A 19,764-nucleotide genomic window follows, 5' to 3' on the forward strand; every position below is an offset into this window, starting at 1 on the left:
CCGGCCCGGTTCTAATGCCGGCAACCAAATAATGGGCTGGAAGGGGAAACGCATGGATCGCCGCAAATTCATGGCTGGATGTCTTGGAGGAGGTCTTGGGCTGCCGCTCCTCGCACAAGCGGGCGGGGCGCAAGCGCAGGCCGGGCTTTCAAAAATCATCTTTCCGTTTGCGGCGGGCGCCGGCGGCGACACGCTGTGCCGGCTGATCGCGCAGGAGATGGCGCCGGCACTGCAACGGACCATCGTGGTCGAGAACCGCACCGGCGGCGACGGCCTGATCGGCATCAAGGCGGTGAAGGGCGCGAGCCCCGATGGCAACATGGTGCTGGTGACGACGGGCCCCACCATGTACCTGCTGCCGATGGTGGAGACGACGCCGAGCTTCGACACGGCCAAGGATTTCATGCCGGTGTCGCTGCTGGCGCGGTTCGAGTTCGCCGTTGTGATCGGCCCGGCGATCGATGCTGCCGATTTCAAGTCATTCGTGGCGTGGCTGAAGGCGCATCCGGACAAGACATCGTTCGGGGTGCCAAGCAACGGCACCATTCCGCATTTCATGGGCTCCAAGCTCGAGAAGGATCTCGGCATTCCCTTGACCCGCGTGCCCTATCGCGGCAGCGCACCGATCCTCAATGATCTCATCGGCGGCCATCTGTCGTTCGGCATCGTGACATTGGCCGATGCGCTGCCGCAGCACCGCGCCAAGGGCGTGAAGATCATCGCGGTCTCGAGCCCGGAACGGTCGCCCTTCGCGCCCGAGGTCCCGACGCTGAAGGAGAGCGGCATCGATCTCGTTGCGGACGCCTGGTACGGCATGTGGCTTCCCGCCGGCAGTCCGCCGGAATTCGCCAGCAAGCTCGGCGCCGCCGCGAGCGCCGCGCTCGCCAAGCCCGAGGTGAAGGAGAAGCTCACCGCGATCGGCCTGATCCCGGTCGGTAGCGCTGCGGATGGGCTGACGAAGGAGCTCGCCGCCAACACGGCGTTCTGGCAGCCGATCGTCAAGGCGACAGGATACAAGATCGAGAATTGAGCTGCTGCTCGCGCCACACACTCCGTCGTCATGGCCGGGCTTGACCCGGCCATCCACGTGCTTCAGCGATGGAGGTGAGGCGTGGATGCCCGGGTCAAGCCCCGGGCATGACGAGCTGTGCTTCGCACCTCACTCTATCCCCTCATCCTGAGGAGCTTGCGAAGCAAGCGTCTCGAAGGATGAAAGGCCGAGGTGCGGCAGCGGGGCCTGCATGGTTCGAGACGGCGCGATCGCGCCTCCTCACCATGAGGGTCTCACATCTTCGCGCGCTGCGCGATGCCGTCCTTGATCGCCGCAAGCTCCGTCTCATCCCAGATGCCGATCAAGACGCCGCCCTTCACTTGCAGCTGATTGTCGGCATAGGCCGCGATCTTCTCGCGCGGCGTGGTGATGTGGTCGTTCGGGTGCAGCGCCCAGTCGAACAGCTCGGCCTGAAGGCGCGCGATGATGCCGGCGCATTCGGGATCGTCGCCGCGATCCAAAAACTCTTCCGGATCGGTTTCGAGATCATACAGCATCGGGCGGAAGCCGGAGGCGTGGATGTATTTCCAGCGGCCGTCGAACACCATGAACAGGCGGCAGCGCTCGATCGGCTGGTTCAGCTTCAGCCGCACATCCTGCATGGCGTAGTCGTATTCGGAGAACGCGACCTTGCGCCAGTCGGACGGCGTCGGCCCGCGCAGCAGCGGCAGCAGCGAGCGTCCTTCGAGGATATGGCCCGGTACCTTGCCGCCGAAATAATCGACGAAGGTCGGCGCGAGATCGATGCCTTCCACCAGCGCATCGCTGCGCGTGCCACGCGTGGCGTCGGCCTCCTTCGAGGGATCGATGATGATCAGCGGAATCTTCGCCGACTGCTCGTGGAACAAATCCTTCTCGCCCATCCAGTGATCGCCGAGATAGTCGCCATGATCGGATGTGAACACGATCATGGTGGTGTCCAGCAGGCCGCGTTCTTCCAGGAACTTCATCAGCACGCCCATCTGGTCGTCGATCTGGGTGATCAGGCCCATATAGGTCGGGATCACCTTCTCCCGCGCATCGTCGCGCGCCATGTTGCGGGAGTAGCGCATGTCCATATAGGCGCCGAACACCGGATGCGGGCTCGAGCGCTCGCGCTCGGAGCGGATCACCGGGATCATGTCCGCTGTCGAGTACATGCTGGCATAGGGTTCGGGCGCGATGTAGGGCCAGTGCGGCTTGATGTAGGACAGATGCAGGCACCACGGCTTGCCGTCGATCTCGGCCTCGGTGATGAAATCCATCGCGCGCCGCGTCATGTAGGGCGTTTCGGAATGCTCCTCCGGCACGCGCGCGGCCTTGTCGGCATGCACCAGCAGCCAGCCGTTCTGCAACGAGCCATCCTCCGCTGCGCCGGAATTGGCCCAATGCTCCCAGGGATTGGTCGCTTCGAATCCCTGCTTGTGCAGATACTCATCGTATTTCGGGCGCGGCCGTCCCGTCGGGTGCAGGCCGTCGTCGCGCTCGTAGGGCTCGAAACCGCATTCGGCGACATGCACGCCGATCATCGACTCCGGCGGGATGCCGAGCGCCTTCATGCCTTCGAGGTCGGGCGCCATGTGGGTCTTGCCGACCAGCACGTTGCGCACGCCGATCTTCCTGAGGTGATCGCCGAGCGTGGGCTCGCCGACGCGCAGCGGCCAGCCGTTCCAGTGCGAGCCGTGCGAGCGCATGTAGCGGCCGGTGTAGAACGACATTCGCGAGGGCCCGCAGATCGGCGACTGCACGTAAGCCTTGCTGAAGAGCACGCCGCGCTTCGCCATGGCGTCGATGTTGGGAGTCTTCAGCGTGGGATGGCCGGTGCAGCCGAGATAGTCATAGCGAAGCTGGTCGCACATGATCCAGAGAATGTTCTTCGCGCGCGCCATGCGTCATCCCTGCCGTTTCTTGATTGTTTGATGCTGCGCTATTGGAGCGCCGGTGACAACCTGCCAGTGATGCGAGTACCTGCCGCTCTACATTCCTATGTCGTCCCGGCCTTCGCCGGGACGACCGCGGGGAGACAGTCTAGGCCGACCACGGCTCCGCTTCGGCGGCGCTCTTCGCCTTGGCCGACACCGGGGCCTCTCCGATCACGTCGACAAGCGCGCGCAACGCTTCCTTGACGCCGTCGCCGGTGATGCCGGAGAGCAGCAGCGGTGTCTTCTTGGCGGCGCGCTTCAGCCGGTCCTTCTGCTTCTTGAGCTCGTCCGGCTCGACCGCGTCGATCTTGTTCAGTGCCACGATCTCGATCTTGTCGGTGAGCAGCCCGCCATAGGCATTGAGCTCCGTGCGCACGGTCTTGTAGGCCTTGCCGGCGTGCTCGCAGGTCGCATCGACGAGATGCAAGAGCACGCGGCAGCGTTCGACATGGCCGAGGAAGCGGTCGCCGAGGCCCGCGCCTTCATGCGCGCCCTCGATGAGACCTGGAATGTCGGCCAGCACGAATTCGCGGCCGTCGGCATTCACGACGCCGAGCTGCGGATGCAGCGTGGTGAAGGGATAGTCGGCGATCTTCGGCTTGGCCGCGCTGACCTTGGAGAGGAAGGTGGACTTGCCGGCATTGGGCAGGCCGACGAGGCCGGCGTCGGCAATGAGTTTCAGCCGCAGCCAGATCCAGCGCTCCTCGCCGGGCTGGCCGGGATTGGCGTTGCGCGGCGCGCGGTTGGTCGAGGATTTGAAATGCGCGTTGCCGAAGCCGCCATTGCCGCCCTCGGCGAGCACGAATTTTTCGCCGACATTGGTGAAGTCGTGGATCAGCGTCTCGCGGTCCTCATCGAAGATCTGCGTGCCCATCGGCACCTTCAGCACGATGTTCTTGCCGTTGGCGCCGTGACGGTCCGAGCCGGCGCCATTCTCGCCCTTCTGGGCCTTGAAATGCTGCTGGTAGCGGTAGTCGATCAGCGTGTTCAGCCCGTCGGCGACCTCGATGATGACATTGCCGCCGCGACCGCCATTGCCGCCGGAGGGGCCGCCGAATTCGATGAACTTCTCGCGGCGGAACGCCACGCAGCCGTTCCCACCGTCACCGGAGCGGATATAGACCTTTGCTTCGTCGAGGAATTTCATGGGCCATAGGTAGGCCAGCCGGTCCCCCGCGGCAACCCGGACTTACCCGCAAATCGGCCGAAATTCCGCTAATTTCGCCCCTTGCTTAACCCCAAGACGACTTCCAAGACGACCTCAGAGGGGCCGACGCCGGATCAGGAATTTCTGCGTGCCCTCCAGCACCAGCTCCTTGCGCTGGTTGAACACGGTGCTTTTGAGCGTCACCACGCCGGTCGAGCGTCCCGGCATCAGCTCCGTGACCTCGAGCGCGGGATAGATGGTGTCGTCGGCGAACACGGGCTTGAGGAACCGGCTCGATTGCTCGAGGAAGCCGACCAGGGAGTCCTCGACCATGAAGGGAAACAGGCCGGCGCCGGGCGCGGTGTGGATCAGGGTCTGGAAGCCGTGGGCGAGCAGATGCGGCATGCCGCGGCTGCGGCAATACTCCACGTCGTAATGCACGGGGTGGGTGTCGCCGCTCGCGGTCTGGAACGCCGCGAACACCGCCGAGGTCTGGGTCCGGCTCGGCAGCACGAAGCGTTCGCCGACGACGAAATCCTCAAACCAGCGTTGCGTGGGGATCATGCGGTGCCTGGCTGGATCGAAGTCGGTCATGTCAAAGCTCTCTTTGTCGATGAGGCGCCTATCGCTACCGCGATGCGAAGAGTGCGACAATCCGTTCAATTCGGCGGTGGTGGGCTTGTCCTGGTCGCCCACGTCATTAAAACGACCGCAAGCGACGCTAATCGCCGGCTTTCCGTGCTCTCTCCGCCCGTCATTGCGAGGAGCGAAGCGACGAAGCAATCCAGACTGCCGCGGTGGAGACAGTCTGGATTGCTTCGCTTCGCTCGCAATGACGACCTCTCTCACTCCGACTCGTTCAATGTCCTTCTTCAAGAACCTCTCCGCCTATGACGACCGATCGGCGCGACTGGCCGGCATTGCACTCATGGTGCTGTCGATCTTCATGTTCTCGTTCGGCGATGCCATGGGCAAGTTCCTGGTCGGGACTTATTCGGTGGGGCAGCTGCTGTTCCTGCGCGCCTGCGCGGCGTTGTTGCTGCTGTCGCCGCTGATCTGGCGGCAACGTCACCAGTTCCTGCATCTGGAGCGGCCGCGCTTGCAGCTGTTTCGCGTCGTGCTGTCGACGCTGGAAGTGGCGGCCTTCTTCCTTGCGACGGTCTATCTGCCGCTCGCCGACGTCATCACGTACTATCTCGCCGGCCCCATCTTCGTCACCGCGATGTCGGCGATCTTCCTGGGCGAGAAGGTCGGCTGGCGGCGCTGGACGGCGATTCTGATCGGTTTCTGCGGCGTCGTGATCGCGCTGCGGCCGTCGGCGCAAACCGTCAGCCTGCCGGCGCTGATCGCGCTCGGCGGCAGCCTGTCCTTTGCGACGCTGATGCTGATCACGCGCAGCCTGCGCAAGACCCCCGACATCGTGATGGCGTCCTCGCAATTCGTCGGCACGTTTTCGCTGGGCGCGGTGCTGTCGGCATTCCACTGGGTGCCGCCGACGTCAGGCAGCCTCGTCATCTTCGCGCTGGCCGGATGCATCTCGGTGACGGCGCTGTTCTGCGTCAACCGGTCGCTCAAACTCGCGCCGGCCAGCGTCGTCGTGCCCTATCAATATTCGATGATCGTCTGGGCCGTGATCTTCGGCTTCGTCGTGTTCGGCGACGTGCCGTCGATCGCAACCATCGTCGGCGCCGCCATCATCATCGGCGCCGGGTTCTATATTTATCTGCGCGAGCGCGATCTGGGGCGTGGGGCTGTGGACGTTAATCCGCCGGCGTAGCCACACCCACAACGTCATCCCGGGGCGCGCAAAGCGCGAACCCGGGATCCATACCCACAAGAGGTCGTTTTGCGAAGGCTCGGAGTGGGCGCTTTGCCTCACACTTCTCCCTGGGATTATAGGTCCCGGGCTCGCAACTTCGTCGCGCCCCGGGACGACAGTGGAGAATGTAGCGGCGCTTCTACCTACCTCACGCGCCTCGCGCTGCTCCAGCTCTTCAGCGACGCCCACACGCCGCGCGACAGGCGGAAGCAGTCGACGGGCGTGGAGGAGCCCAGCGCCAGGAAGCGGTGCAGCTGGACGCCGCTCCACTGGAAGCCGCACTTTTCCAGCACCTTGCGCGAGGCGGGGTTGGTGACGCGCGCGCCGGCATAGAGGTGGTCGTCCTCGAACTCCTCGAAGAAGAAGTCGATCGCGCCGCGCGCGGCCTCGGTGGCGAAGCCCTGGCCCCAATGCTCGACGCCGAGCCAGTAGCCGAGCTCGGCATTGTCGGGCTTCGAACAGTCGATCCCGACCATGCCGACCGGTCCGCGGTCGTGCTCGATCAGGAACACGGTCTCGCTGCCGATCTCGGCGGTGGCGCGGACGAATTCGACGGCGTCGTCCAGCGAATATGGATGCGGCAGGCGGCGGGTATTTTCCGCGACACGGCGGTCGTTGGCGAGGTGGGCGATGGTCCTGACATCGGCAAGTGTCGGGCGCCGCAAGGTCAGCCGTTCGGTGGCGACGACGCTCGGTCTCGCCTCCCGCAAGGTGGTGCTCGAAAAATCCTGCAACATGTCCGGCTCCGTCGAAGTCACTAAGACAAAACGAAAGGGGAGGCCGGTTTCCCGCCTCCCCTGGAGCCTACTTGTGGACTCCGCCGGTTTGGTCAGGACCCGGCGGACTCCAAATTTGATCCACCGTCTATTCAGCCGCCTCTGCGATCGGGAGCACCGATACGAACGTGCGGCCGTTGGCTTTGGCTTGGAACGTGACGCGACCCTCGATCTTGGCGAACAAAGTGTGGTCCGTGCCCATGCCGACATTAAGGCCGGGGTGCCAGGTGGTGCCGCGCTGACGCGCAATGATGTTGCCGGGAATCACAACTTCCCCGCCGAACGCCTTGATACCGAGGCGCTTGCCCTTGGAATCGCGACCGTTGCGCGATGAACCGCCTGCTTTTTTGTGAGCCATGGCTCGTCTCCGAAATCCTGAGTAGTTCTAGATCAATTCCTTGACGGAATCATTTCACAATTTCTCACGCATCAATTCGTGAATTGGCGTGATCAATTTATGCGGCGGCGTCTTCCTTGGTCGCTTCCTTGGCGACCTTCTCCCTCTTCGGACGCGGCCCCTTGGTGGGCTTGGCGTTGTCCGTCAGGATCTCGCTGACGCGCAGCACCGTGATCTCGTCGCGGTAGCCACGCTTGCGGCGCGAATTCTTGCGGCGGCGCTTCTTGAACGCGATGACCTTGGGGCCGCGCTTGTGGTCGAGCACCTCGACCGCCACGGACGCACCGGCCACCGTCGGCAGGCCCAGGATCGGCGTGTCGCCGCCGACCACCAGAACTTCATTCAGCTGCACGATCGAGCCGACTTCGCCTTCGATCTTGCCTACTTCCAAGACATCATCCGGAGCGACGCGGTACTGCCGGCCGCCGGTTTTGATGACTGCGAACATCGTTGTTTTCCTTCGTGTTCAATCCCGGCCTCGCGACAGTCTGTCGGGGCCGGCTTTTTGTCAGTCGCTATGGGTTTATGCGAGTTTTGTGCGGGCGGGAGTTATCCCTTTGAAAACCCACGCAAAAACAAGCGGCGCGAGAAACGCCCCGCGCCGGGTGTGGGACTTATAGCCGCCGGACGCCGCAAGTCAAGGAGAACCGCCGAAAAAGGCCCGGATTTGAAGGATTTGGCCGCCCGTCCGCCCGTTAGCCGATTCTCCGCCGGCTTTGCAACCAACGGGTTCCCGCGCCGTTGTCCCAAGATTTCGCAAGCGGGCAAGGGCACCCATGGCAACGGACGAACTGGTCGCGACGACGGGCATTGCGCAGCACGGCGCGAGCCGCCTGCCGTCGGTGGATGTCGACAGTTTCAACCTCGAGATCAAGGACGAGGACGGTTTTCTCGGCGACCGCGCCAGCAAGGGCGCGTTCCGCGACATCCTCGACCGCTGGCGCAAGCCGCTGCGCAAGACCGGCGAGGATCCGTTCGGCAAGGAGCCCTCGGACCAGATCAGCAAGAAGACACTGGATGCGATCCTGATCGGCGACGACACCGAGGCCTCGGCGCTGGTCCACAGCGCGATCGAGGATTTCGCCCAGGAGCTCGCTTATGTCACGCGCCGCTTCCTCAAGACCAAGGCCTGGGCCAAGACCGAGCGCATCATCGTCGGCGGCGGATTTCGGGATTCCAGGCTCGGCGAGCTCGCGATCGCGCGCACCGAGATCATCCTGAAATCCGAGGACTTCAAGATCGACATGCAGCCGATCCGCCATCATCCCGATGAAGCCGGCCTGATCGGTGCGCTGCATCTGGCGCCATCATGGATCTTCGAGGCCCATGACAGCATCCTCGCCGTCGATATCGGCGGCACCAACATCCGCTGTGGCCTCGTGGAAACCAGCTGGAAAAAGGCAAAAGACCTGTCGAAGGCCAAGGTCGTGACATCCGAGCTGTGGCGTCATGCCGATGACGAGCCGACGCGCGAAGGCGCGGTGAAGCGGCTCACCAAGATGCTGAAGGGCCTGATCACCGAGGCCGAGACCGAAGGCTTCAAGCTCGCGCCCTTCATCGGCATCGCCTGTCCCGGCGTGATCTCCGCGGACGGCTCGATCGAGAAGGGTGCGCAGAACCTGCCGGGCAATTGGGAGAGCAGCAAGTTCAACCTGCCGGCGAGCCTGAGCGAGGGCATCCCCGAGATCGGTGAGCACGACACCGCGATCCTGATGCACAATGACGGCGTGGTTCAGGGCCTCTCGGAGGTGCCGTTCATGCAGGACGTCGAGCGCTGGGGCGTGCTCACCATCGGCACAGGCCTCGGCAATGCGCGCTTCACCAACCGCCGCAAGGACAATGGGAAAGACCGTGATTCTACCGAGAATGGGAAGAAAAAGGCCAAGTCTGACAAGGAGTAACCTTGACTGGTTAGGTTAAGGGACGGATTGCGTTGCGGTGCATGGGGCACCCGCTACGGTCGAATTTGTCGCCTCACCTGGCCGGCGAAGCCGCCCTTCCTGGCCAGCATTTCAATGAGCGGCACCGGGACCGCCAGTGTTTACCGCGTCTGGCGGTCCCGACCCCTCTTTCGAGTCATCGAGACTCAGCTCCAGCCGACGCGCTGAAAGAACGCCGCGATCTCCGCGGCCGCGCGATCCGGATCTTCCCGATGCGGGAAGTGACCGGCGCCGGGAAACATCGCGAGATCGAGCGCGCTGAACGTCTCGCCGAGCCGGTCGGTCCACGCATAGGGAAACAGCGGATCGTGCTCGGCCCAGCGCACGCAAGTCGGCACATCGATCGGCGGCAGCAGCAAGGCTTCGCCCTTCATCATCGCGACGCGCCCGGCATGCGAGGCGCGATAATGCGCAAAGCCGCCGGCGAGATTGCCGTCCTTGAAGAAGTTGTCGGCGAAGGCGTCGAGGACGTCGTCGAAGGCGTCTTTTCGATGCGCCCAGCCCTTCAGGAAGTGGCCGATATAGAGGCGGCAGTTTTCGCGGCTGGCGCCGACGAGCGCGGGCGCCATCTCCATCTGGTGGAAGGACTGGTACCAGATGTGGTTGAGCCTATCAGGGGCCGCCATGCGCGCCCCGATGCCGGGATAGACGAAATCGAAGAAAAACAGCCCCGCGAGCCGCTCCGACGCCCGCCGCGCCAAAGGCTGCATGACGGCGCCGCCGACATCGTGGCCGACGACGCCGAATCGGTCGATGCCGAGCCCGTCCATCTGCGCCAGCATGTCGGCGGCATGGCCATCCGGCCCGTAAGGCCCGTCCGGCTTGTCGCTGTCGCCGAAGCCGCGCAGATCGGGCGCGATCAGCGTGAAGCGATCGGCCAGCCGGGCCATCACCGGTTCCCAGGTCAGCCAGAATTCCGGCCAACCATGCAGCAAAAGCAGCGGTTTGCCCTTTCCAGCGCGAACCAGGTGGAAATCGGCGCCATTGGCCTTGATCGTCAGATGCTCCACAGCGGTTCCTCCCGGGCTGAAGGGCGGGGTGAAAGAGGCAGCGGATTTTCCTCCTTCGCGCCTTGTCTGGCCCGCCATCCTCGCCTATTAACGCCCCCAACCACAGGGGCCCTGCTCCTAATATGGCGCCTTCAGGAGAGGTGGCAGAGTGGTTGAATGCACCGCACTCGAAATGCGGCATAGGTGCAAGCCTATCGGGGGTTCGAATCCCTCCCTCTCCGCCATAATAAAACGGCTTCGAGAAAGCCCCGCAAAATCAGCCTGATGTCGTCGACGCCCGCCCGGATTGCCCCGCCTGCACCGTCCGCGCCGTCGCCCATGCGCCGTGACAGGCCCAGCGCATCGCCGAGCATCCGTTCGGCCGCGAGGAAAGCCTCATTGGCGGCCAAGGTCGGCTGCACCGAACGCGTGGAGCGATCGAACAGTTTGACGCCGAGCTGGGTTTCGAGCTGCTGGATCAACAGGCTCGCCGCCGACTGCGTGATCCCGAGCTCGCGCGCGGCCCGCGTGATGCTGCGGGTGCGATAGACGCCGGTGAAGGCTCGCAATTGGCGCAAGGTGACATTCATAGGCAATACTCATGAATTGATGAGTTCTTTCTGGCTTATCTCATAAGCGAGCCTGCAATAAAATGCATGTTGCGCGGGGAGAATCCGCAGCGAGGCGAGCAGTGGAGATGAGCATGAGGACACAGGTGCTGGTCGTGGGCGCCGGGCCGGTGGGACTGACCGCGGCCATGGATCTGGCCTCGCGCGGGATCGACGTCGTCGTCGCGGAGATCCGCCATGCCGGCGATCCGCCCAGCGTCAAATGCAATCACGTCTCGGCGCGCTCGATGGAAGTCTTCCGCCGGCTCGGCGTCGCCGCAAAGCTGCGCGATGCGGGCCTGCCTGCGGACTTCCCGAATGATTGCTCCTACCGGACCACGGCGACCGGCATCGAGCTGTGCCGCATCGACATTCCCTCGCGGGCGCGCCGTTACAGCGCAACCGGCGGCCCGGACACCTGGTGGCCGACGCCCGAGCCGCCGCACCGGATCAACCAGGTCTATCTCGAGCCGATCCTGTTCAGCCATGCCGCCGCTCAAGCGCGCATCACCATTCTGGCGCGCACGGAAATCACCGACATCGAGCAGGGCGACGGCCATGTGATCGCACTGGCGCGCGACCTCGACAGCGGGAGCTCGCTTCGCATCGAAGCGTCCTTCGTGATCGGCTGCGACGGCAGCCGTTCCCTGGTTCGCAAATCGATCGGTGCCAGCCTGTCCGGCACGCCGGTGATCCAGCGCGTGCAGTCGACTTTCATCGAAGCGCCGCAGCTCAAGGAGCTGATGGGCGCGCACAAGCCGGCCTGGATGGTGCTCTCGCTCAACCCGCGACGCTCGGGCACGACGGTTGCGATCGACGGTCACGACCGCTGGCTGATCCACAACCACCTCAAGCCCGACGAGCCCGAGTTCGATTCGGTCGATCGGGACTGGGCGATCCGCGCCATCCTCGGCGTCGACGAGCGCTTCGAATACCGGGTCCTCAGCAAGGAGGACTGGGTCGGGCGCCGGCTGGTGGCCGATCGTTTCCGCGACCGCAGGGTCTTCATCTGCGGCGACGCTGCGCATCTGTGGATGCCCTATGCCGGCTACGGCATGAATGCAGGCATCGCAGATGCCGTCGACCTCTGTTGGCAATTGGCGGCGCATCTGAACGGGTGGGCGCCGGCTTCGATCCTCGACGCTTATGAAGCGGAGCGTCAGCCCATCACCGAGCAGGTGTCGCGCTTCGCGATGGACCATGCGATGAAGATGATGGCGCAGCGCGGCGGCGTGTCGGCGGAGATCGAGGACGACACGCCGCGCGGCCACGCGGCGCGCGCAGCGCTGGCCAAAGCGGCCTACGATCTCAACGTGCAGCAATATTGCTGCGCGGGTCTCAATTTCGGCTACTACTACGATGCCTCGCCGATCATCGCCTATGACGGCGAAACGCCACCGGCTTACGCGATGGGCAGCTTCACGCCTTCCACCGTGCCCGGCGCTCGCGCGCCACATCTGTTTCTGCGCGACGGACGATCGCTCTACGACGCATTCGGAGCCGGCTACACATTGTTGCGGTTCGACCCGGCGATCGACGTGGCGCGGCTGCAGTCCGCCGCAAGGGAGCGCGGCATCCCGCTCGCGCTGGTCGACATCGCGCCTGACGAGGCGAACGGCGCCTATGCCGAGAAGCTGGTGCTGGCGCGGCCCGACCAGCACATCGCCTGGCGCGGGCAGGTCGCGCCGGCGGACCCGCAAGGCTTGCTGGCGCGCATCACCGGCGCTTCGGCGTAAGGCGGCTTGAAGCGGACGGCCCGGCGGCGCAGGCCGCCCGGTCGTGGTTCACAAACAAGAACGTAACGAGGAGGGGAACGTGTTTCACGTTGCAAGGCGCCGCATTCTGGCCGTGCTGACGGCCGCGACTTTCGCCGTGCTGCCGCTGGAGGCGGGCGAAGCCGCTTATCCGGAGCAATTGATCAAGATCGTCGTGACCTTCCCGCCCGGCGGCAGCGCCGATACCGTAATCCGTGCGCTCGAGCCGTTGGTCACCGCCGAGCTCAAGCAGAGCCTGGTGATCGAGAACCGCGCAGGCGCTGGAGGCAATATCGGCATGGCCGCGGTCGCGCAGGCAAGGCCGGACGGCTACACGCTCGGCGTCGCGCCGGCAGGCAGCCTGACGGTGAACCCGCATCTCAATTCGTCGATGCCGTTCGAGCTGAAGGATCTTGCGCCGATCACGTTGCTTGCGGAAATTCCCTTTGTGCTCGTCGCCTCTGCGAACATATCAGCGCACAGCACGGCGGAGACAATCGCGCTCGCCAAGGCAAAGCCGGGTGCGCTGTCGATCGGACATGGCGGCAATTCGACGGCCATGCATCTGACGGCGGCGCTGTTCACGCAGAGGACCGGGATCGCCATGGAGCTGGTCCCGTATCGCGGGACCGCGCCCGCGACGGTCGACGTCCTTGCCGGACATGTCCCCTTCGCGGTGCTGGATATTCCCGCATCGAGGCAACTGATTCTCGAAGGCAAGCTCAACGCGATCGGCGTCTCCTCCGCGCGTCGCCTTTCATCCCTGCCGGATGTGCCGACGCTGGCCGAGGGCGGCATTGCGGGTTTCGAATCCGTCGGCTGGTTCGGGCTGGTTGCGCCGGCCGGCACGCCCGCCGACATCGTCGCCAGGCTGAACGAGGCTTTCACGAAAGCCCTGAAGGACCCGTCGGTGGCCGAGAAGATCAGGACCCTCGGCGCAGAGCCCGCGCCAATGTCGCCGGAGCAGTTCGGTCGCTTCATTCAAAGCGAAAGCGCGAAATGGGGCAAGCTCATCAGCGAAGCCGGCATCAAGGCGAACTAGAACTGGCACTACGATCGGTCGGCGCCACGCCGACGGCCGCTCCCTCGAGTGTGCGATGCCCACAACCGTGCGCCTGAGCTAATGCGCGGCGATGCCCGCGCTCTCGATCACCCGCTTGTAGCGTGCGGTCTCCTCGACGATGAACGGTCCCATCTCGGCCAGCCCCTTGTTGGCAATCGACACCTGGCCGTTGGTGGCGAGGTCCGCGACGATGCCGGGGTCGGCGAGCACCGCGGCCAGCGCCTCAGAGAGCTTGCCCACGATTCTCGGGTCGGTCCCGGCCGGGACCGAGACCCAGGTCGAGCCGACACTGACGGCGTCCGGGTAGCCGGCCTCGAGCACCGTCGGCGCGTCGGGCAACGCGGCCAGCCGCGCCGTGCCGGTGGTGCCGAGCACCTTGACCTTGCCGGTGTCGATCAGCGGCCTGAGCACGGTGAGGTAGTCGAAGGAGACGTCCAGGATGCCCGACATCATGTCGGTCATCTGGCTCGAGCCCGACTTGTAGGGCACATGGGTCAGCTTGATGCCGGCGGCCGCCTGGAACATCTCGCCGGCGAGGTGCTGGGCGGTGCCGGGGCCGGGGGAGCCGAAGTTGACCTTGCCCGGGTTGGCCTTCGCGTAGGCGACGAACTCAGCCAGCGTGCTGTAGGGCGCTGCCCCGGTCGCGACGAGGATCTGGTTTGCCGGCTCACGCCGCGGACGTGGATGTAGCTCTTGAGCGGGTCGTAGTTGAGCTTCGCCAGTCCCAGGTTCGGCTGGATCGTCATAGGCCCGCCGGAGGCGTAGAGCACGGTGTAGCCGTCGGGCTGGGCCCGGGCAACGAACTCTGTCCCGATGGTCCCGCCGGCGCCGGGTCGGTTCTCCACCACCACCGGCTGCCCAAGCCGCGTCCGCAGCAACTCCGCGATCTTGCGCGAGACGAGGTCGGTGACGCCGCCGGCCCCGAACGGCACCACCCAGGTGATCGCGCGGTTCGGCCAGGATTCCGCGGCCGTCTGGGCCCCCGCGGCGCCCGCCTGGAGCGCCAGCGTCGTCGCGGCGACGAGACACAGGAGCGCTCTCCTCACCGTCCCGACCGGGCGACCGCTCAGGCCGCTGCGCGCGCCAAATCCCGCAGGTCCTTGCGGACCGCCGGCATGATCCGCTCCTCCCACGAGTCGCGCTGGCGCAGCACTTGGGCGGCCGAGCAGGGCCGGAACCAGCGCAATGGGAGCGAGGACATTTCCGTCGTCGACAACAATGATCCCGGTCTTCGTCGGCGATTGGATGCCGGCGTTATCTTTCAGCGGCACCTTGAACTTGCGGAAATCAGACGGCTCCGCCAGTTGAACATCGCCTGCAGCCGTACGCTCGCTAATCATTTGCTCATCCCATTCTTAACGATCAAAATTGCGGCAGCGTCCGCAACGAGCCCTGGAAGTTGACCGAGGGATCGCCGTCGCCGCCGCGGGTAGCCGAGGTCACATTGATGCCGAGCAGCAGGCAGGGTGGATCCATGCACGGCGAGGTGACGGAGCTGACCGCCAACCCGCGTCGCGCCTCGCCAACGCCGGTCGCCACGATGGCGACGCCGCTCGCCAGCGAGGCCGGCGCAGTGCGCCACCATCATCAGCGGCGGGGGCACAGGCTGTAATTGTTGAAATGATGCTCAGCATACCAGGCCGTATCGAAACCGGCGGCTTCCGCGGTGACCGTCTGCTCGACAGCGTTGTTGATCACCTGTCGCGAGGTCTGATGATAGCCGCGCTGCTGCGCCAAGAATTCCATGGATGCAGTCCTCCCCCGTTGCAGCGTGGCCGTTTACGGCCATGTTAACCGAAGGCTACAGCCTTGAGTCTCTTCCAACCATTGGCGCAGTCTGAGCATCTCTTTTGCAGAATATGAAAAGATCGATGGATCGCCTCTCGCGGGTGCGCAGGCGATCCGCGAACGGAGCCTTGCCGGCCGACTGCGCAGCAATCGACAACCCGGTGTCCCGCAACCGGAGCAGCGACAGGTTGAACCTGCTACCCTTGCGGCCCGACCAACAGCATCCCGCCCGCCAGCCGGGACCGAGGTGATCCACGACGATGTTCGACAAAACCTACCGGCAGCGCCTCGAAGCTGATCTTGCGCAATGGGAAGCTGACGGCGTGATCGCGCCGGCGGCCGCCGTCTCGATCCGCAATGCGCTGCCGCCGCTGTCGCCCGGCATCAACATCGCCGTGGTCGTCGGCATCGTCGGCGGCCTGCTGATCGCAGCCGCATTCCTCGCCTTCGTCGCGGCGCACTGGACGGAGATCGCACGGCTGCTGCGGTTCGCGATCCTGATTGCCGGCATGGTCGTCGCCGGCGGGCTCGGGGCGTGGTTCGCCAGCACGGGTCGCACGGTTCTCGCCGATCTCTGCGCGAGCATCGGGGCGATCATCTTCGGCGCGGGCATCGCGCTGGTCGGCCAGATGTATCATCTCGGCGACGACTTCGCCGGCGGCATGCTGCTGTGGTCGATCGGCGCATTCGCAGCGGCGCTGCTGACGGAATCGCGCGGCGCGCTTGCGGTCGCCCTCGTGGCCGCCTGCATCTGGACCTGCATGCGGATTTATGATGCGCCGGACGCGCTGCATCTTCCATTCGTGGCGGTCTGGCTCGTCGCCGCCGCTCTGGCCTTTGCCTGGAATTCCCGCGTCGCGGCCCACCTCGTCGCACTTGCGGTGCTTCCCTGGTGGATCGCGACCTCGTTTCGCTTCGAATTCGATGGAGCCCAGCCGTCATTCGTGCTTGCGAACGGCGCGGCCCTGCTGTTCGGCGCCGGGCTCGCGATCGCGGCCGCACCGTCGCCGAGGGCGCTGCGGCTTGGGACCGTCCTGTCGATCTACGGGGCGTTTTCGCTGGCCGCCGTCGCTTTCCTGGAGGTGACGACGGTCGACGACATCATCCGCTTCCGGACCGGTTCTGCGCCAGCTCAACCGCTTTGGGCAATTCTGTGCGGGGGTACCGGCGTGATCCTTGCCCTTGCGTCCGCCGCAATTACCAGGCGCGCAGGTGAAGTTCTGGTGGGATGTTCAATCGGGCTCGTCCTGCTCGCGGCGCCGCTCTGGCCGGCATCCACGGCCGGCGAGCCCTGGTTCGCTTATGCCGCGCTGCTCTGCGCCATGCTGTGCCTCGTCGTGTCAGGCATGCTCGACGAGGTGCGTCCGCGGATCGTTGCCGGCTGGCTCGGGATCGCCGGCGTCATCGCCGGCATCACCTGGGCGGTGAAGGGCTCGCTGCTGCGCCGCTCGGCCTTCCTTGCGGCGGCCGGAATCGTCGCCGTCGCATTTGCAACCGCACTCAATCGCGCGCTGCCGAGGGTGGAGCGATGATGGAGATGGTCGCATCGGTTACAAAACTCTGGCAGCGCATCCCGAAAGCCGTGCTGTTCGGTGTTGCCATCCTGTTTCAATGCGCGCTGCTGGTCCTGATGGTCGCCGATCGCATGCAGATCCTGCGCGACGGCCGCGAGGTGACCTTGCAGACGCAGCCGGTCGATCCTCGCGATCTCCTGCGCGGCGACTATGTCGTGCTGCGCTACGACATCTCGCAGCTGCCGGCAGGCGCGCTCGCCGGCAAGCCGTCCGCCGAGCGCAATTCCGTCGTGTTCGTCAAGCTGGCGCCCAATGCCAACGGGCTTTACGAGGCCGTCTCGGTTCACGCCGAGCCTGTTCCTGTCACGGCTCCGGAAATCCTGATCCGCGGCCGCGTCAGCTATTCCTGCGGTTCGCCAAGCCCCATCTTCTGCGACAAGCTGACCATCAAATACGGTCTCGAAAGCTATTTCGTGCCCGAAGGCGAGGGCAGGAAGCTCGAGCAGGCCCGCAACCAGCAGAAGCTGCGTGTCGTCGCCGCCGTGCTGCCCTCGGGCCGCGCCGCCATCAAGCGCCTGCTGCTCGACGGCGAGCCGGTGTACGAGGAGCCGTTGTACTAGCGGTCGATCTGTTTCGCCTTCAGTGCCCGCCGCAGCACGTCCCACATCCGGGGATCGCTCATCTGCGCCACGTTGAATCGCATGAAGTCCGGCGCCGTCTGCGACACGCTGAACACGTTGCCCGGTGCGAGCACGACATTCTCTTCGAGCGCCGCGCGCGCAACGGACGTAGCATCCTGTCCGCCCGCGAGGCGGCACCAGAGAAAGAAGCCGCCGCGCGGCGTCAGCCAAGGCTCGATGCCCAGCGTCTGGAGCTTGCGTGCCACCTCGCGCCGGGCGCGCGTGAGTCGCTGCCGGACTCGTCCATGTGCTTGCGATAGCTGCCGCCGGCCAAGACCCCGGCGATGATGTCGGTGGCAACCGGGCTCGGACCGCCAAAACTGGTTGCGACCTGGAGATCGACGAGATGCTCGATCCAGTCGGCTCGCCCGGCGATGTAGCCGCAGCGCACCGAGGCCGACAGCGTCTTGGAGAAGCTGCCGATGCGGATCACGCGATTGAGGCCGTCGAGTGCGGCCAGGCGCGGCGAGCGTTCCGGCTCGAAGTCGCCAAAAATGTCGTCCTCGATGATGGTGAGGTCATGCGCCGCGGCCGCGGTCAACAGCCGGTGCGCGGTCTGGAGCGATAGCGTCGCGCCGGTCGGATTGTGCAGCGCTGAATTGGTGATGTAGAGCCGTGGCCGCTCGCGGCCAAGGATCTGCTCGAAGCGCGCGATATCCGGACCCGACGGCGTGTAGGGCACGCCCACGATCCTGGCCTGATGCGCGCGCAGCAATGCGCGGAAGTTGAAGTAGCAGGGATCGTCGACCAGCACCGTGTCGCCGGGGCGAAGCAGGAAACGGCAGACGAGGTCGGTCGCTTGCGTGCCCGAGCCCGTCAGCATCAGCTGGTCGACCGATGCCTCGATCGCGTCTTCCGCAAGGCGCGTCAGCAGCAGCCGGCGCAGTGCGAGAGAGCCGGAGGTCGAACCGTAATTGGTCAATACGCTCGCATCGGTGCGGGCGAGCGCGCGGGCGGCGCGGCGCAGGGCCTCTTCCGGCATCCACTCCGGCGGCAGCCAGCCGCAGCCGGGTTTGAGCACGCTTTCGTCGGCATCGAGCGATTGCCGCGAGACCCAGAACGGGTCGACGGCACGGTCGCGGCGTGGCTCGGCCTCGGTCAGCGCAAGCGGCGGCGTGACGGTCGGCGAGATGTAGAAACCCGATCCACGGCGGGGGCGGATCAAGCCTTCGGCGGCGAGGCGATCATAGGCCTCGACGACGGTCGAGGGTGAAACACCCATCGTCGCGGCAAGGCTGCGGATCGACGGCAGGCGGTCGCCGGCCCCGAGCGCGCGGCCCGCGACCTTGGCGCGGATCGCGCTCATCACGTCAACGGTCCGGGTGCCGCCCCGGCCCTTCGTCAGCGTTCCGCTGTCCAAGGTGTACTGCCTTCCATATCCATACAGTTTGGCTGGATTGTACTGGATTGTGGCTGTTCCTGCTACCGGGGAAGGCCGAGTATCGCCGCTCAAGAAGCGAGGCGGACATGCAGTCTGTGGGCAGCGGCTGGGGCAACGGGCTTCTCGGCGTCATCATCTTCAGCGGCTCGCTGCCGGCGACGCGCGTGGCGGTCGGCGGCTTCTCCGCGCTGTTCCTGACGTCGGCGCGCGCGGTCATCGCCGCGCTGATCGGTGCGGCCGTGCTCGGCCTGCTGCGTCAGGCGCGGCCGCAACGAAACGATCTCGCCTCGCTCGCCATCGTCTCGATCGGCGTGGTGGCCGGCTTCCCCCTGCTGACGGCACTTGCGCTCCAGCACATCACCTCCGCGCATTCGATCGTCTTCATCGGCCTCTTGCCGCTGTCGACCGCCATCTTCGCCGTGTTGCGCGGCGGCGAGCGGCCGCAACCCCTGTTCTGGCTGTTCGCGATCCTCGGCAGCGCCACGGTGGCCGGCTTTGCCCTCTCCAACGGCGGCTCGGCGTCAATCGCCGGCGATCTGCTGATGGTCGCTGCGATCGTCTTGTGCGGGCTCGGCTATGCCGAAGGCGCCGCTTTGTCGCGCCGCCTCGGCGGCTGGCAGGTAATCTCCTGGGCGCTGCTGCTTGCGGTGCCGCTGATGGTGCCGGTGGCGATCCTGACCTTGCCGTCGACATGGAGCGGCATCACTGCGCCGGCCTGGATCGGGCTCGCTTACGTCTCGATCTTCAGCATGTTCGTCGGCTTCATCTTCTGGTACCGCGGCCTTGCGATCGGCGGCATCGCGCGCGTCGGCCAATTGCAGCAGCTCCAGCCGTTCTTCGGTCTCGCGCTCGCCGGCTTGCTGCTGCATGAGCCGGTCGCATGGAGCATGATCGCCGCGACCGCGCTCGTGGTCGCCTGCGTCTTCTTCGCGCGCCGGTTTGCCTGACGACGCCCC

General features: G+C 65.3%; 18 protein-coding genes, 1 tRNA gene and 3 pseudogenes. 9 read left to right on the forward strand and 13 right to left on the reverse strand.

From position 1 onward, the window contains the following. Nucleotides 1-52 precede the first annotated feature (52 nt). Entirely contained in the window at nucleotides 53-1,030 is a 978-nt protein-coding gene (locus tag E4K65_RS40310; protein WP_135178826.1) for a Bug family tripartite tricarboxylate transporter substrate binding protein, read from the forward strand. 254 nt (nucleotides 1,031-1,284) lie between these two features. On the opposite strand, the gene E4K65_RS40315 is transcribed toward E4K65_RS40310, so the two are convergent. The 3 genes from E4K65_RS40315 to E4K65_RS40325 form a co-directional block, all read right to left on the reverse strand. Then, nucleotides 1,285-2,919 (reverse strand): alkaline phosphatase family protein, encoded by a 1,635-nt coding sequence (locus tag E4K65_RS40315; protein WP_135178827.1) that lies wholly within the window; start codon nucleotides 2,917-2,919, stop codon nucleotides 1,285-1,287. A 139-nt stretch (nucleotides 2,920-3,058) separates the two neighbouring features. Beyond that, on the reverse strand, nucleotides 3,059-4,099 hold the full coding sequence (gene obgE / locus E4K65_RS40320; RefSeq protein ID WP_135178828.1) for a GTPase ObgE: 1,041 nt from the start codon (nucleotides 4,097-4,099) through the stop codon (nucleotides 3,059-3,061). Between the two features lie 114 nt (nucleotides 4,100-4,213). Continuing rightward, nucleotides 4,214-4,693 (reverse strand): MaoC family dehydratase, encoded by a 480-nt coding sequence (locus tag E4K65_RS40325; RefSeq protein WP_167771542.1) that lies wholly within the window; start codon nucleotides 4,691-4,693, stop codon nucleotides 4,214-4,216. A gap of 268 nt (nucleotides 4,694-4,961) precedes the next feature. Here E4K65_RS40325 and E4K65_RS40330 point away from each other — a divergent pair, with 268 nt between their 5' ends. Continuing rightward, complete coding sequence (locus tag E4K65_RS40330; protein WP_135178830.1) at nucleotides 4,962-5,876, forward strand: DMT family transporter; 915 nt, start codon at nucleotides 4,962-4,964, stop codon at nucleotides 5,874-5,876. A 185-nt stretch (nucleotides 5,877-6,061) separates the two neighbouring features. Here E4K65_RS40330 and E4K65_RS40335 read toward each other — a convergent pair whose 3' ends face one another. From E4K65_RS40335 to rplU, 3 genes are all read right to left on the reverse strand, one after another. Beyond that, on the reverse strand, nucleotides 6,062-6,655 hold the full coding sequence (locus E4K65_RS40335; protein ID WP_167771543.1) for a GNAT family N-acetyltransferase: 594 nt from the start codon (nucleotides 6,653-6,655) through the stop codon (nucleotides 6,062-6,064). 127 nt (nucleotides 6,656-6,782) lie between these two features. Beyond that, nucleotides 6,783-7,052: a 50S ribosomal protein L27 gene (gene rpmA, locus E4K65_RS40340; RefSeq protein ID WP_011083253.1), complete on the reverse strand. Its 270-nt coding sequence runs from the start codon at nucleotides 7,050-7,052 to the stop codon at nucleotides 6,783-6,785. A gap of 97 nt (nucleotides 7,053-7,149) precedes the next feature. Continuing rightward, a complete protein-coding gene (rplU, locus tag E4K65_RS40345; protein ID WP_135178832.1) occupies nucleotides 7,150-7,539 on the reverse strand; it encodes a 50S ribosomal protein L21 in 390 nt (129 codons plus the stop codon). Nucleotides 7,540-7,867: 328 nt separating this feature from the next. Between rplU and E4K65_RS40350 the strand changes: the two genes are divergently transcribed. Then, complete coding sequence (locus E4K65_RS40350; RefSeq protein ID WP_135178833.1) at nucleotides 7,868-8,992, forward strand: ROK family protein; 1,125 nt, start codon at nucleotides 7,868-7,870, stop codon at nucleotides 8,990-8,992. A 185-nt stretch (nucleotides 8,993-9,177) separates the two neighbouring features. Here E4K65_RS40350 and E4K65_RS40355 read toward each other — a convergent pair whose 3' ends face one another. Beyond that, nucleotides 9,178-10,041 (reverse strand): alpha/beta fold hydrolase, encoded by an 864-nt coding sequence (locus E4K65_RS40355; protein WP_135178834.1) that lies wholly within the window; start codon nucleotides 10,039-10,041, stop codon nucleotides 9,178-9,180. Nucleotides 10,042-10,175: 134 nt separating this feature from the next. On the opposite strand from E4K65_RS40355, the gene E4K65_RS40360 reads away from it, so the two are divergent. Continuing rightward, nucleotides 10,176-10,265: transfer RNA gene (locus E4K65_RS40360), tRNA-Ser, on the forward strand. Here the strand turns inward: E4K65_RS40360 and E4K65_RS40365 are convergent. Further along, nucleotides 10,233-10,610, reverse strand: coding sequence for a LysR family transcriptional regulator (locus tag E4K65_RS40365; protein ID WP_235885937.1), 378 nt, complete (start codon nucleotides 10,608-10,610; stop codon nucleotides 10,233-10,235). The two genes, E4K65_RS40360 and E4K65_RS40365, sit on opposite strands and share 33 nt — an antisense overlap. Before the next feature lie 113 nt (nucleotides 10,611-10,723). Here E4K65_RS40365 and E4K65_RS40370 point away from each other — a divergent pair, with 113 nt between their 5' ends. Together E4K65_RS40370 and E4K65_RS40375 are read left to right on the forward strand one after the other, a co-directional pair. Next, nucleotides 10,724-12,364 (forward strand): FAD-dependent oxidoreductase, encoded by a 1,641-nt coding sequence (locus E4K65_RS40370; RefSeq protein WP_235885938.1) that lies wholly within the window; start codon nucleotides 10,724-10,726, stop codon nucleotides 12,362-12,364. Nucleotides 12,365-12,443: 79 nt separating this feature from the next. After that, on the forward strand, nucleotides 12,444-13,424 hold the full coding sequence (locus tag E4K65_RS40375) for a Bug family tripartite tricarboxylate transporter substrate binding protein (protein WP_167771544.1): 981 nt from the start codon (nucleotides 12,444-12,446) through the stop codon (nucleotides 13,422-13,424). Nucleotides 13,425-13,502: 78 nt separating this feature from the next. Here E4K65_RS40375 and E4K65_RS49615 read toward each other — a convergent pair whose 3' ends face one another. The 4 genes and pseudogenes from E4K65_RS49615 to E4K65_RS40390 form a co-directional block, all read right to left on the reverse strand. Then, nucleotides 13,503-14,099 (reverse strand): Bug family tripartite tricarboxylate transporter substrate binding protein, encoded by a 597-nt coding sequence (locus tag E4K65_RS49615; protein WP_283813926.1) that lies wholly within the window; start codon nucleotides 14,097-14,099, stop codon nucleotides 13,503-13,505. Between the two features lie 80 nt (nucleotides 14,100-14,179). Next, a pseudogene (locus E4K65_RS49620) lies at nucleotides 14,180-14,785 on the reverse strand (Bug family tripartite tricarboxylate transporter substrate binding protein); the annotation flags it as partial. Nucleotides 14,786-14,807: 22 nt separating this feature from the next. Further along, complete coding sequence (locus E4K65_RS40385) at nucleotides 14,808-14,984, reverse strand: PNPOx family protein (protein WP_235885939.1); 177 nt, start codon at nucleotides 14,982-14,984, stop codon at nucleotides 14,808-14,810. Between the two features lie 22 nt (nucleotides 14,985-15,006). After that, nucleotides 15,007-15,191: pseudogene (locus E4K65_RS40390) on the reverse strand (LLM class flavin-dependent oxidoreductase); the annotation flags it as partial. A 302-nt stretch (nucleotides 15,192-15,493) separates the two neighbouring features. Here E4K65_RS40390 and E4K65_RS40395 point away from each other — a divergent pair. Both E4K65_RS40395 and E4K65_RS40400 read left to right on the forward strand, forming a co-directional pair. Then, the gene (locus tag E4K65_RS40395; protein WP_135178837.1) at nucleotides 15,494-16,765 is read left to right on the forward strand and encodes a DUF2157 domain-containing protein; all 1,272 of its coding nucleotides are present in this window, start codon (nucleotides 15,494-15,496) and stop codon (nucleotides 16,763-16,765) included. Then, entirely contained in the window at nucleotides 16,762-17,367 is a 606-nt protein-coding gene (locus tag E4K65_RS40400) for a GDYXXLXY domain-containing protein (protein WP_135178838.1), read from the forward strand. Before E4K65_RS40395 ends, E4K65_RS40400 begins: the two co-directional genes overlap by 4 nt. Here E4K65_RS40400 and E4K65_RS40405 read toward each other — a convergent pair. Continuing rightward, a pseudogene (locus E4K65_RS40405) lies at nucleotides 17,364-18,733 on the reverse strand (aminotransferase-like domain-containing protein). The gene E4K65_RS40400 and the pseudogene E4K65_RS40405 sit on opposite strands and share 4 nt — an antisense overlap. A 161-nt stretch (nucleotides 18,734-18,894) precedes the next feature. Between E4K65_RS40405 and E4K65_RS40410 the strand changes: the two are divergent. Further along, on the forward strand, nucleotides 18,895-19,755 hold the full coding sequence (locus tag E4K65_RS40410; RefSeq protein ID WP_135178839.1) for a DMT family transporter: 861 nt from the start codon (nucleotides 18,895-18,897) through the stop codon (nucleotides 19,753-19,755). The last annotated feature ends 9 nt before the right edge of the window (nucleotides 19,756-19,764 follow it).

The organism is Bradyrhizobium niftali (assembly GCF_004571025.1).
Lineage (GTDB): Bacteria > Pseudomonadota > Alphaproteobacteria > Rhizobiales > Xanthobacteraceae > Bradyrhizobium > Bradyrhizobium niftali.

Coding starts and splice junctions, on each gene's coding strand:
- E4K65_RS40310 (WP_135178826.1), top strand. CDS start 53: ATGGATCGCCGCAAATTCATGGCTGGATGTCTTGGAGGAGGTCTTGGG.
- E4K65_RS40315 (WP_135178827.1), bottom strand. CDS start 2,919: ATGGCGCGCGCGAAGAACATTCTCTGGATCATGTGCGACCAGCTTCGC.
- obgE (WP_135178828.1), bottom strand. CDS start 4,099: ATGAAATTCCTCGACGAAGCAAAGGTCTATATCCGCTCCGGTGACGGT.
- E4K65_RS40325 (WP_167771542.1), bottom strand. CDS start 4,693: ATGACCGACTTCGATCCAGCCAGGCACCGCATGATCCCCACGCAACGC.
- E4K65_RS40330 (WP_135178830.1), top strand. CDS start 4,962: ATGTCCTTCTTCAAGAACCTCTCCGCCTATGACGACCGATCGGCGCGA.
- E4K65_RS40335 (WP_167771543.1), bottom strand. CDS start 6,655: ATGTTGCAGGATTTTTCGAGCACCACCTTGCGGGAGGCGAGACCGAGC.
- rpmA (WP_011083253.1), bottom strand. CDS start 7,052: ATGGCTCACAAAAAAGCAGGCGGTTCATCGCGCAACGGTCGCGATTCC.
- rplU (WP_135178832.1), bottom strand. CDS start 7,539: ATGTTCGCAGTCATCAAAACCGGCGGCCGGCAGTACCGCGTCGCTCCG.
- E4K65_RS40350 (WP_135178833.1), top strand. CDS start 7,868: ATGGCAACGGACGAACTGGTCGCGACGACGGGCATTGCGCAGCACGGC.
- E4K65_RS40365 (WP_235885937.1), bottom strand. CDS start 10,610: ATGAATGTCACCTTGCGCCAATTGCGAGCCTTCACCGGCGTCTATCGC.
- E4K65_RS40370 (WP_235885938.1), top strand. CDS start 10,724: ATGAGGACACAGGTGCTGGTCGTGGGCGCCGGGCCGGTGGGACTGACC.
- E4K65_RS40395 (WP_135178837.1), top strand. CDS start 15,494: ATGTTCGACAAAACCTACCGGCAGCGCCTCGAAGCTGATCTTGCGCAA.
- E4K65_RS40400 (WP_135178838.1), top strand. CDS start 16,762: ATGATGGAGATGGTCGCATCGGTTACAAAACTCTGGCAGCGCATCCCG.
- E4K65_RS40410 (WP_135178839.1), top strand. CDS start 18,895: ATGCAGTCTGTGGGCAGCGGCTGGGGCAACGGGCTTCTCGGCGTCATC.